Source organism: Pseudomonas sp. ABC1, assembly GCF_013395055.1.
GTDB lineage: Bacteria > Pseudomonadota > Gammaproteobacteria > Pseudomonadales > Pseudomonadaceae > Stutzerimonas.
Map to the genome: position 1 here is coordinate 1,479,280 of NZ_CP058349.1, position 12,136 is coordinate 1,491,415.

11 protein-coding genes are annotated in these 12,136 nt (G+C 62.0%); 7 read left to right on the forward strand and 4 right to left on the reverse strand.

Annotation, left to right across the window (positions count from 1 at the left end):
• Nucleotides 1–203: 203 nt before the first annotated feature.
• From HW090_RS06530 to HW090_RS18100, 4 genes are all read left to right on the forward strand, one after another.
• The gene (locus tag HW090_RS06530) at nt 204–701 is read left to right on the forward strand and encodes a sigma-70 family RNA polymerase sigma factor (RefSeq protein ID WP_179112749.1); all 498 of its coding nucleotides are present in this window, start codon (nt 204–206) and stop codon (nt 699–701) included.
• Nucleotides 698–1,645, forward strand: a complete 948-nt coding sequence (locus tag HW090_RS06535; protein ID WP_179112750.1) for a FecR domain-containing protein — start codon at nt 698–700, stop codon at nt 1,643–1,645. The genes HW090_RS06530 and HW090_RS06535 overlap by 4 nt, the downstream gene beginning before the upstream one ends.
• Before the next feature lie 105 nt (nt 1,646–1,750).
• Complete coding sequence (locus tag HW090_RS06540; RefSeq protein ID WP_179112751.1) at nt 1,751–3,895, forward strand: TonB-dependent receptor; 2,145 nt, start codon at nt 1,751–1,753, stop codon at nt 3,893–3,895.
• A 63-nt stretch (nt 3,896–3,958) separates the two neighbouring features.
• Nucleotides 3,959–4,108: a TonB-dependent receptor gene (locus HW090_RS18100; protein WP_179112752.1), complete on the forward strand. Its 150-nt coding sequence runs from the start codon at nt 3,959–3,961 to the stop codon at nt 4,106–4,108.
• A gap of 61 nt (nt 4,109–4,169) precedes the next feature.
• On the opposite strand, the gene HW090_RS06550 is transcribed toward HW090_RS18100, so the two are convergent.
• Nucleotides 4,170–4,673: an NYN domain-containing protein gene (locus tag HW090_RS06550; protein WP_179112753.1), complete on the reverse strand. Its 504-nt coding sequence runs from the start codon at nt 4,671–4,673 to the stop codon at nt 4,170–4,172.
• A gap of 178 nt (nt 4,674–4,851) precedes the next feature.
• Nucleotides 4,852–6,876 carry a sensor histidine kinase gene (locus HW090_RS06555; protein WP_218673564.1) on the reverse strand — a complete coding sequence of 675 codons (2,025 nt, stop codon included), beginning with the start codon at nt 6,874–6,876 and terminating at the stop codon, nt 4,852–4,854.
• A gap of 208 nt (nt 6,877–7,084) precedes the next feature.
• On the opposite strand from HW090_RS06555, the gene pncB reads away from it, so the two are divergent.
• Nucleotides 7,085–8,290, forward strand: a complete 1,206-nt coding sequence (pncB, locus tag HW090_RS06560; protein WP_179112754.1) for a nicotinate phosphoribosyltransferase — start codon at nt 7,085–7,087, stop codon at nt 8,288–8,290.
• On the opposite strand, the gene HW090_RS06565 is transcribed toward pncB, so the two are convergent.
• Together HW090_RS06565 and HW090_RS06570 are read right to left on the reverse strand one after the other, a co-directional pair.
• A complete protein-coding gene (locus HW090_RS06565; protein ID WP_179112755.1) occupies nt 8,271–9,464 on the reverse strand; it encodes a diguanylate cyclase in 1,194 nt (397 codons plus the stop codon). The genes pncB and HW090_RS06565 overlap by 20 nt on opposite strands.
• A gap of 144 nt (nt 9,465–9,608) precedes the next feature.
• Nucleotides 9,609–10,469 (reverse strand): ATPase, encoded by an 861-nt coding sequence (locus tag HW090_RS06570; RefSeq protein WP_179112756.1) that lies wholly within the window; start codon nt 10,467–10,469, stop codon nt 9,609–9,611.
• Nucleotides 10,470–10,627: 158 nt separating this feature from the next.
• Here HW090_RS06570 and HW090_RS06575 point away from each other — a divergent pair, with 158 nt between their 5' ends.
• Together HW090_RS06575 and HW090_RS06580 are read left to right on the forward strand one after the other, a co-directional pair.
• Nucleotides 10,628–11,311: a response regulator transcription factor gene (locus tag HW090_RS06575; protein ID WP_179112757.1), complete on the forward strand. Its 684-nt coding sequence runs from the start codon at nt 10,628–10,630 to the stop codon at nt 11,309–11,311.
• A 92-nt stretch (nt 11,312–11,403) separates the two neighbouring features.
• Nucleotides 11,404–12,135, forward strand: coding sequence for an RsiV family protein (locus tag HW090_RS06580; RefSeq protein ID WP_179112758.1), 732 nt, complete (start codon nt 11,404–11,406; stop codon nt 12,133–12,135).
• Nucleotide 12,136 lies beyond the last annotated feature (1 nt).

Below are 12,136 nucleotides of genomic sequence, written 5' to 3' on the forward strand. Positions count from 1 at the left end.
CTCGGCGTAAGGCCGAAACCGGTAGTTCGGCCACCACACCTGCCACGGGTGTGCGCCAAAAGCCCAGACAATATTGCCAATCCACTTTCACCCCTTATCCAACGTAACGGCCTTGCAAGACAATCCGCAGACCGTGACGGCAAACGAGCAAACGCATAGTATTCTCACTTGCACGATTGGCCGCCGCTGGAGACAGAACACAAGTGCCGCAAGAACCGTCCGACCTCACACACCTGTACCAGGGGCACCACAGCTGGTTGTTGGGCTGGCTCAGGCAGCGCATGGAGAGCCGCGAGAATGCGGAAGACCTCAGCCATGACACCTTCCTGCGTGTATTGGGGCGCCAGCCCTCCGGTGAGATCAACGAGCCACGCGCCTACCTGGCCAGCATCGCCCGCGGCCTGCTGATCGACCACTACCGGCGCGCCAGCCTCGAGCGCGCCTACCTCGAAGCCCTGGCCACAATGCCAGAACCGGAAGCACCCTCGCCCGAGGAGCGCCAGGCCCTGCTGGAAACCCTGATAGAAATCGACAACCTGCTGGACGGCCTGCGACCCAAGGTGCGCCAGGCCTTCCTGCTGTCACAACTGGATGGTCTCACCTACCCGCAGATCGCCGAGCGCATGGGCCTGTCCGTCAGTTCCATCCAGCAATACATGGGCCTGGCCCTGCGTCACTGCTACCTGGCGCGCTTCACATGAACCACCCCGGCACCGACGTACTCGGCCAGGCCATTGCCTGGCGCGTGCAAATGCTCTCCGGCGACTGCCCGGCCGAGCACCTGGCGGCATGCCAGGCCTGGCGCCAGGCGCACCCGGAAAACGAACGGGTGTGGCAGCAACTGGAAAGCCTCAGCCAGGGTTTCAGCGGGCTGCCGCAAACCCTCGCCCATGCCACCCTCGACGGCGCGCAACATGACGCCAAACGCCGCAAGGCACTGAAACTACTGGGCCTGCTGCTGGCCAGTGGCTCGCTCGGGCTCGGCGCGCAGCAGTTGCGCCCCTGGGAAGACTGGCTGGCGGATGCCAGCACCGGCACCGGCGAGCGCCGTCGTGTCGAACTCGCCGATGGTGGCCTGCTCTACCTCAACAGCGGCACAGCGGTGGCCTTCGACTACAGCCCGCAACAACGTCGCCTGCGGCTCTACCATGGCGAAATCCTCGTCCAGACCGCACCCGACCCAAGCCATCGCCCCTTCCAGGTCGACACCGCCCATGGCCGTGTCACGGCCCTCGGCACACGTTTCCAACTGCGTGACTTCGGTGACCACTGCCTGGCGGCCGTTTACCAGGGCGCGGTCGAGATCGGCACCACTGCCCCACACACGCAGCGCCTGGAAGCAGACCAGCAGTGCCTGTTTTCAAAGCAGCACATCTCCACGCCAACCGAAGCGCAGGAAAGCGCCACCAGTTGGATCGAGAACAAGCTGGTGGCCAGCTCCATGCCCCTTGGCGAACTGGTCAGCGAATTAGCCCGCCACCGCCCAGGCCTGTTGCGCTGCGCCCCTGACGTCGCCCAGCTACCGATTTCCGGCGTCTATCCACTGGGCGACAGTGACAGGGCCCTGCAAGCCATCACCCGGACGCTGCCGGTGCGGCTGGTCTACCGCTCGCCTTATTGGGTCACGGTGACGGCGGCGGGCTGAAAGATTGGATACCGACTGGTGTTTTAAGATTTTTCTGCAGGTTTCACCGACTCGTCCGGCCTCCTTTGCGAAACCTTTCTGCCAACCATTCGCAAAGGAACAAAAATGAGAAAACATCCTCGACCCTCGCCATTGGCCAGGCTTGTGCGCAATGCACTGTTCGGCTTGAGCCTGCCGCTGGCAGGCGTGCCCACCCTGACCCTGGCGGCGCCCCAGCACTACAGCATTCCCGCCAGCAGCCTGGAAAACGCCCTCAACGCATTCGCCCGGCAGAACGGCGTCCTGCTCAGTTTCGATCCAGCCCTGACCGCCGGATACGACAGCAAAGGCCTGGATGGCAACTATCACCTGCAGGAAGGATTTACCCGGTTACTCGAGGGAACCGGACTGCGCCTACTGGTACGGGATGACGGAAGTTATGGCTTGGGGGCTGTATCAAGTGCATTGGAACTGTCATCAGTAGACATTTCCGGCAAGGCACCTGGCTCGATAACAGAGGGCACCGGCTCTTACACCACTTACTCGACCAGCAGTTCCACACGCATGAACCTGACGCCACAGGAAACACCTCAGGCCATAACGGTGCTGACTCGACAGCGATTGGATGACCAGAAACTCGATACATTGATCGATGCGCTTGAAGCCACACCAGGCATCTTCGTCCAGAAAAACTCGATTGGACGAGGAGAAGACAGCATCGACATCTATGCTCGTGGCTCCCGTCTGCGTAATTACCAGATCGATGGCGTACCGACATCGGCCGCCGTTGCCCCCTTTCTAACGAACACCGCGACCTACGATCGTATCGAAGTCATCCGCGGAGCGACGGGCATCATGAATGGGCTGGGGACCCCTGCTGCAACGGTCAACCTGCTTCGAAAGCGCCCGACCGAAACGCCGCAGAGTTCAGTCACCGCCCAAGCAGGCAGATGGGATCGCTACGGGCTGGGCCTGGATACCTCCGGCGCACTGAACGATAACGGCACAGCACGTGCCCGCTTCGTCGCAGACTCCAGCCAACATGGCGCCTGGGTCGATAATTTCGACCAGCAGAATCTGGCGCTGTACGGTATAGGTGAACTCGACCTGAGCGACCAGACACTGCTTACCATTGGCTTCAGTCATATGACTCAAAAGACTGATTCGCCGATACAGGGGCGCCCTCTTTTCTTCTCCAATGGCCAGCGCATCAAACTCTCGCCCGAAGACAGCGCCGCACCTAAATGGAGCCACTACGATCAAGACTCGAACAGCGTCTTCACCTCGCTCGAACACCGTATCGGGGCGAACTGGGTAGCCAAGGTCGAATATAGCCATACACGCTATCGGAAAGACTTAATCGAGCAAGGCATCAGTGGCAGTATCGATGCCGCGACGGGAAATAGCATGGAACTCTCACCGTGGCATTCGAAGGGAGAAACCCGCCAGGACAATCTGGACGCCTACACGAGTGGCATTTTTTCCTTGTTCGGACGGGAGCATGAGTTGATCACTGGCGTCACGCTGACACGTGGACGCTCCAGAAGTGACAACTTTGACCATGATCCAACCAACTACCCTACCTATTTCAATATCTACGACTGGGCAAAAACCGCACCTAAACCCACATTCATCAATACGGGCAAATCAAGTTCCCAAGAGCGTCTGTACAGTGCATTCCTGAACGCCCGCTTCCAACTCAGCGATGCCACCAGCCTGTTGCTTGGTGGCCGGAGTGCAGACTGGAAACTGGATGAAACATCGAGCCAGCGCAAGGAAGAGGTGTTCGTCCCCTATGTGGGGCTTGTCCAGACGCTGGACGATATCTGGTCGGTGTACGGTAGCTACACAAAGATCTTCCAGCCACAGGATGGCGTCGTGTACCTGTATGGAGCGCCTGGGGCCTCGCCAGATCCCGAACAGGGCGAAGGCTATGAAGTGGGCGTCAAGGCAGGCTTTTACGACGGACGGCTGACCTCCAGCCTCGCACTATTCCAGATGGATGTGGAAAACCTGGCCTTCTGGAATCGTAATGTTCGCCAATATCAGACCTATGGCGAAACCCGGACACGCGGCGTAGAACTTGAACTCAATGGAGAACTGACCACAGGCTGGCAAGCGGGTGCCGGTTACGCTTATGCACGGTCGGAGGACGAAAACGGAGAACGTACGCTAAGACGCCTACCAAGCCACAGCCTGAAACTGTTCACCACTTATCGCCTGCCCGGCCATTGGGACAAAGCCACAATTGGCGGAGGCGTCAATTGGTAGAGCGCCATTCACAGCAGTGAAAACCTGGACTACAGGCAAGGCAGCGTAGCGGTAGTCAATCTGATGTCTCGTTACGAGGTGAGCAGTAATCTGACTGTCTCGTTCAATCTGAACAATGCCCTGAACAAAGAGTACTTTTCGACGGTGGCCAGCAACTACGGCACGTTCGAAGCCCCGCGTAACTTGACGGCAGCGATCAAATACAGCTTCTGATTCGTAAGTGCATCGAGGCGCAGGATAGATCGTGCCCTAACGCTCCATCCTGCGCCTCGTACTACCGCAACAGCAGCCGCCCTTCGATCGGCACATAGCGATCCGCGGCGCGGATCAGCGACTGTGCCGTCAACCCCGGTACGCCATAGGCGGTGGCATGCACGCCATCGCGCCGCACCCGCTCCAGCAGCAGGTCGAAATCACCGTCGCCCGAGGCCAGCACCACCGCGTCCACGCGGGCAGCCGCATCCAGTACGTCGATGGTGATACCCACGTCCCAGTCGCCCTTGGCCGAGCCATCGCTGCGCTGGATATAAGGTTTGAGCCGCACGACGAACCCCAGGTTGCGCAGGATTCGCTGGAACTGCTGCTGCTTGGCGTCGCCCCGCTCGATGGCATAGGCATAGGCTTCGACGATCGTCCCCTGACGACTGACATCCGCCCACAGGGCGGTGTAGTCGAAGTGACAGGCATGGGCCTGACGCACCGTGTAATAGAGGTTCTGGACATCGGCGAACAGGGCGATTTTTTTCACGCAAAGCCTCGAAGGGAGCGACCGGCCCATCCCTGCGAACGGGGATCGGTCATGCAATCAGTAGACAAGGCGGCCTCGGCGAACCAGGCCAGGAAAGACGCTGTCGCGAAGACGCGGGTGACGCAATGGCTCATGGCCATCCAGGCGGATCAATTTACTGGACTCTCCCCAGATAGAACTGAGGGAAGCTGAGCAATACCCGACTCGATCACTCTGCTACTTCGCCCGTACGCCGCCATGGCAACAGCAAACAGAAGGCCACTATGCCAGCCTCCCCCGCAGCTTCCAAACGCACCTCGCCACCGAGCATCCTGGCAATGCGCCGCACCAGGTAAAGCCCCAGCCCGGCTCCCGGACTCAACTGGGCCGCCTGACCCCTGAAGTACTTCTGGAACAGCCGTGCACGCTCCTCATCGCCGATGGCATCGCCACCATTGATGACGCGGAAGCTGACGAACTCACCCTGCCCCGTCACCTCGAGCGTGACCGGCTCATGCTCCGGCGCATGGCGGTCGGCATTGGCCAGCAGGTTACGCAGGGCGATACGCAACAGCCCACTGTCGCAATACAGCTCTGGCCCCGGCAGTCGATAGTCCAGGTGGATGCGCCCGGTGGCGAACTCGTCCTGTAGGCTAGCGAGCAGGCACGGCAGGCCGAAATGCGCCAGCCGTGGCTCGGCCTGGGTCTCCGTCATGCGCTCATCGCTCAGGTAATCGTCCACCAGCGCCAGCAGGCGTTGGGAAGCCTTGCGGATATGCTGGCAACGCTCCTGGTTGCGCTGCTCGACAGGGTCCAGCGTGCCGCCCAGGCGCTGTGCCGTCGTGGTGATGATGGCCAGTGGGGTGCGGAACTCATGGGACACCATCGCGACGAAATCGCGCTGCTCTTCGCGCACTTGCCGCTCCAGTGACAGCGCGTTGCGCAACTCCTGCTCCAGGCACTCGCGCCGCCCGATTTCCTCACGCAGCTCCGAGGTACGCTGCATGACCTGCTGCTCCAACCGCTCGCTGTGTTGCTGGGCCAACTCGGCCAGCAACATGCCCTGGGCCCGGTCATGCTCGCGCCGCTGGCGATGGTAGCGCGAGACGATGCGCAAGCTGATCAGCCCCATGTACCACATCGCCCCGACACTCGAGGCATGCTCGGTCCAGGTGTTGACCGGCAGGTAGCCAAGGTTGCGCAGGAAGCCGATGAGAATACCGACATAGAACACACCGAATGCCAACAGGAAGAACCGGGCCGGCACATACCCTCGCAGGCACAGCCGCACCGCGAGCAGTGTCAGGAAGAGAATCGCCAGCAGGGCGACCGTCTGGGCCGGCGCCATGGCCCAGCCGTAATACCCCAGCAGGACCACAATCCCCATCAATCCGGCAAACAGGCTGCACAGGCGGAATACCCAACGTACGGCCCGTGGGTACAGTGCCTGCAACTCCAGTTGGCGCATCGCCAGCAGCAGGCCGACCGGCAGGCCAATGATGAGTGCGACCCCCAGCAGGCGATCGCTCCACCAGACGGGCAATCCGGTGGCCTGCTGGATCAGGCCAAGGGACAGGGTCTCGCTGAGCACGCCAGTGACGACATAAGTGAGGAACAGGCCGCTGTCGCGGGCGGACGTCAGTCGCCAGAACACCGCGAAGGAGCAGATAAGCAGCAGGTAGAAACCGAAGTACACACCGGAGAACAGCGCCTCGCGCCGGGAGTGGTCGTTGAACGCCTGCTGCTCCCAGATATCCAGGCGCACCGCCAGGGCATTCTTGCTCTGCAAGCGCACCATCAGGCGCTGCTCGCTGTGCACCAAAGGCGGCAGCAGAAATGCCGGGCTGCGGTTCTCCACCGGCCAGAGAGCACGCGGCACATTCTCGCCACTGAGGCCGATCAGCCGCCATTGCTCGCCATCGCGCAGATAGACCTGCACATCGTCGAGCAGTGCATTGCTCAATGACAGCACCCAGTTGCGCCGTGCATCCGCCGCCGTCCGCAGGTCCAGGCGCAGCCAGATCGTCACCGGGCTGAACCCCGCACTCAAGCCATGCGGCAGTGGCTGCCAATCGGATGCGGCATCCACATCCGTCACGCTCATTCGCCCACTGGGGTCGTCGAAACGCTCCAGATACCCGGAGGTCGAGGAGGAATGCATGTCGCTTTCCAGACGCAAGGCATCCGCCAGCACCCCGACCGGCAGGCACAGGCAGAACCACAGCGACAGCACACGCAACAGGATCGAAGACACGGGGAACACCGCAAAAGATAAAGACGCCCGGCAGCGGGCCAACAAGCCAGGGCATGGTTGGGGCAGGCCCCTACAGGCCTTGCGCCGGGCTCATAGTGTAAATGAGCCTTTGCCCAGCATTGCATCCAATATCGTGTCGCGGGCACCGTCGCTCTCGACATGCGAGAATCCCGCCACCCTCACGCACGACCTGGACACGGAGCCCGCCATGACCCAAGCCTTTTCCGAACGCATCGTACAAAGCCTGCTGGACACCGACTTCTACAAGCTGACCATGATGCAGGCCGTGCTGCACCACTACCCCAATGCGGAGGTGGAATGGGCCTTTCGCAGCCGCTCCGGCGAAAACCTGGCGCCGTACCTGGACGCCGTGCGCGAACAGTTGGAAGCCTTGAGCGAACTGAGAATGCAACCCGAGGAACTGGCCTTCCTCGAAGACATTCCCTACATGCAACCGGACTTCATCCGCTTCCTCGGCCTGTTCCGCTTCGACCTGCGCTACGTGCGGATCGGCGTCGAACAGGGCGAACTGGTGATCCGCCTGCGCGGCCCCTGGCTGCATGTGATCCTGTTCGAGATTCCCCTGCTGGCGATCATCAGCGAAGTCCGCAACCGCGCCCTGTACCCGCACGTCCAGCTGGAACAGGCTCATGCGCGGCTGGAAGAAAAATACCTGTGGCTGCAACAACAGATGACGCCGGAGGAGCTGACCGGCTTCACCCTGGCAGACTTCGGCACCCGTCGGCGCTTCTCCTACGCCGTGCAGGCGATGGTGGTGGACAGCCTGCGGCGGGACTTTCCTGGCCATTTCGCCGGCACCAGCAACGTGCACCTGGCGCGGACCCTTAGCGTGAAACCGATGGGCACCATGGCGCACGAGTGGATCATGGCCCACCAGCAACTCGGCCCGCGCCTGATCGACAGCCAGGTCGCCGCGCTCGACTGCTGGGCCAGGGAATACCGGGGCGCACTGGGCACGGCACTGACCGACTGCATCACCATGGATGCCTTCCTGGCCGACTTCGACCTGTACTTCGCCAAGCTGTTCGACGGTTTGCGCCACGACTCCGGCGACCCATTGGCGTGGGCGGAGAAGGCCATCGCCCACTACCGCAAGCTGGGCATCGACCCCATGACGCGCAACCTGGTGTTCTCCGACGGGCTGGACTTCCCCACCTCGCTGGCCCTGTACCGGGCGCTGGCGGGGCGTTGCCGGGTCAGCTTCGGCATCGGCACCAACCTGACCTGCGACATTCCGGGCGTCACACCGACCAACATGGTGATCAAGATGACCCGCTGCAATGGCCAACCGGTGGCAAAGATTTCAGACTCGCCAGGCAAGACCATGTGCGAGGACGAGGCGTTCGTCGCCTACCTGCAACATGTCTTCAAGGTCAGGCCCGTGGCAGGCTGAACAGGGTTTCACCCTCGCTCTCGTCCTGCCAGCACAGGCGATTGCGCCCGCTGCTCTTGGCCAGGTACATGCGCCGGTCAGCCAGCTCCAGCAGCGACTGGTAGTCCTCGCAGCCATCGAAGCAACGCTCGGCCAGGCCGAGGCTGGCGGTCAGCGGCTGGCCGTCAGGGCGCGTGCCCAGTCCCTTGCTCAGCAAGCGCTGCAAGGCTTGCTGAGCCTGCTGTATATCCGTGTCCGGCATGATCAGCAGGAACTCCTCGCCCCCCCAGCGCAACAGGCTGTCGCTGCCGCGCAGGCTGCCGAGCATATTCTTGGTGGCCTCACGCAAGACCCGGTCGCCGGCCTCGTGCCCGAACTGGTCATTGACCGCCTTGAAGTGGTCGAGGTCGATGAACACCAGGGACAGGCAACCATTCCTGCGCTTCACCGCATTCCATTGCAGGCCGAGGATTTCCTCGCCACTGCCACGCGACAGAATCCCGGTCAGCGGGTCACGCACCGCCTGGCGCACCAGCGCGATCATGAACGCCAGTTGGCTCATGCTGGCCAGCGCGGTCACGCCGGCGATCAGCGCCAGCAGCCAGAAGCCGCCAGCGAAGGACGGCCAGTTCAACGTCGCCCAGTTCAGGTAGCCGGCCAGCCCCTGGGCCAACAGCAGCACGCTGGCCAGGACCAGGTTTTCCTTGAGCGTCAGCGGGAAGATCGCCAGCCCCGCCATCAGCACGAACGGCAGGAAGGCATAACCGGTGGCCACCATCGCCGAGAAACTGGTCAGGTGCTGGCCGCCCAGCAGGGTGTGCGAGGCGATATAGAAGAGTGTCGGAATGGCGAACAACAGAGTCATCGAGCGGTAGGCATCGAGCATGTTGCCGCGTGGCCGGTAGAACAGCAGCAGGCAGACGAAGGCCAGGCTGGCCACTATGCGGCAGGTGGCCAGCCCCATCCACAACGGATAACTGAACACCACGAGGTCGACCAACCCCCAGAGCGGCGTCAATACGGCGAACAGGAAGGCGAACAAGCGCACCCGATTGACGATCAGCGTCGCCCGTCGCCGATTGAGGATCAGCGAGTGCTTCTTCGGCGAAAGCAGTTGCCCCAGTTCGGTGTTTTCCAGCTCACTGGGAAGAAGAGAAGTCAGACGGTGGATAAACGAGTCGCACGATGCAGCCATGGATTACCAGCCAGAAAGTCCGCCACGCCCCCGAATAGGGCAAAAGTGCCCCGATGATATCACCGGGACATGACAACAGAATATTCACAACTGAAACTTCCATGCACAGCGGGCGCTGTCAGCCAGTCCATTGACGCAGCTCAATCAACGCGCATTCAACTGGCCCTGCAGATTGGCGAGCTGGCTTTGCAGCGCATTGATATTGCGTGTGACCTGGGCCCGGAAAGCGTCGAACTCGGCAGTGTCGATCCCCGCGCCACTGGCCGGGCGATTCTCCAGTTCGCTGCGCAGCACCAGCAGGTCCTGCTCCAGCCGGCTGATGGCCTGGGTGGGATTGCTGCGCGCCTTGAGGGCGGCAACGTCCTTGCCAAGCCCGTCCAGCGTTGCGGCATTCTGCTTCTGCCCAGCCAGGCTCTGCGCCTGCTCGTCGAGCTGTCTGGTGACCTTGGCCAGCGCCTCTTTCAGCGCCTTCTGCTCGCCCTGCAACGCACGCTGGCCTTCATCGAGGGACTTCTGCCGCTCACCGCCTTCACTCAACGCGCGCTCCTGCTCCTGCAGGCGCTGGTCATGATTGCCCTGGCGGCCCTGCACACTCTTCTGCTCGGTCGCCACGGCCTGCTGTTGCTGGGTGATTTCGAGCAACTGGCTTTCCAGTCGCTTGATGCGCAACTTGAGCGCTTCGCTCTCGGTGTTGACGCTGGACTCGGCGGCCACCACCTTGCCGGAAATGTCCTGCAAGCGGCCGGCGGCATCTTCGCTGATGCGCGCGAAACTCTCCTGGGTCGCAACCAGGCGCATGTTGAGCAGGCCGATCTGCTGGAAACTCCACCAGCCCAGTACACCGAAGGAAATCAGCAACGCCGCGATGACGCACCACAGGACGCCTGTCCCGGCGCCCGTCCCCGGGCGTTTCTCGGGCTCGGCGCGTCCCGGTTCTGCATCACGCTCGCCTGCCGTACCCAGGCTGGGGACATCATCCAGTTCATCGCGGGCATCATTACGCATGGAACACCTTACGAAGCAGTTGTAAGCCAGAATGGCGGCGCAGTATAACGCCCGCTTCCGCCATCACGCTGCAACACCCGCGTGCGCGTGCGAGCGATCTGTCATATCGTGCATGCCCCGCGGAAATACAAAGCACATAACGCCCCGGAACAGAGCCGATGATCGATGTGATATTGCTCGAAGACGAGCCCGTCCTGCGCCAGGAGCTGGGTGAGTTCCTCGACGAAGAAGGCTACAGAGCCACGAGAACCGCCAGCCTCGCCGAATTCGAGCAACACTTCCAGGCACACCGCCATCACCTGGCGGTGATCGACATAGGCCTGCCCGATGGCAGCGGCCTGCAACTCATCCAGCGTCTTCGCCAGAGCGGGCACCCGCTCGGCATCGTCATCTTCAGTGCCAAAGGCACCACCGCCGACAAGATCGGCGGCCTCGACATCGGCGCCGACCACTACCTGAGCAAAGGCTGCGACCTCGAAGAACTCTCCGCGACCCTGGCGGCACTGGCGCGCCGGATGGAGTTGCGTCAGGAAAAGACCCTCTGGCAACTGGAAGTCGGCCCCCGGCGCCTGCTGACGCCCAACGCCGTCCACATCCCCCTGTCGCAGCAGGACATGCTGGTCCTGCACAGCCTCATGCAGCAGGCCGGCAACAACGTCAGCCGGGAGCAGATCGTGCAGGACCTCGGCGCCGACTTCATGCACTACGACCAACGCCGACTGGACAGCCAGATGCGCCGACTGCGGCGCAAGGTCGAAACCCTCAGCGGACAGCCCCTGCCGATCAAGACCCTGCGCAACAGCGGCTATTGCTTCTACGAACGGAGCCGCGTCTGCGGATAGGCAGACGCCCATCCCACGGCCAGTCCCAAGAACTTCACCCGGCTTCCAACGTCGAAGCGAACACACCCGTCCCACTCGACAGACGACCCAAGATGACCTCGACCTTTCTACGCAACACACTGCTCGTCGCCATGCTCGGCCTCACCCTTGGTGGTTGCCAACTGCTGGGAAGCGCGCAGCCGAAATCCGAAAACCTGCGCTCGGAAGTGCGCAGCCCAGGTTGCCAGGGCGAAGAGTGCCCGCTGGTCAACATCGATACGCTGACCTTCAGCGAAGAGCCCGCCCTGACCCGGCTGGTCGACCTGCGCCTGCGCCAGATGACGCAGTTCACTCCCGACGACCAGGTGCCCGACAGCCTCGACAACTACCGCAAGGACTTCCTAGCCAAAGCCGAGCCGGGCTGGAGCAGCTACCTCCAGGCCAAGGTGCGCCAGAGCCATGGCGACCTGGTCATCATCGAACTGTCCAGCTACCTGTTCACCGGCGGCGCCCATGGCATGCCGGGCCGTGGCTTCATCAACTACGACCTGAAACAACACCGCGAAATCCAGCTCGAAAACGTCCTGCTACCGGGCCAGGAAAAGGCCTTCTGGGAAAAGGCCGCCGACGCCCACTGGAAGTGGCTGGCCGACAACGGTTTCGCCCGCGACGACGACTTCATCCAGTTCTGGCCCTTCCAGCGCACCCCGCATGTGGCGCTGCTCAAGGAAGGCGTATTGCTCAAGTACGACGTCTACGCCATCGCCCCCTATTCCAGCGGGCACCCTGAGCTGCTCATTCCCTACGGTCAACTGCAAGGCATACTCAAGCCGTCGTACCTGTAAC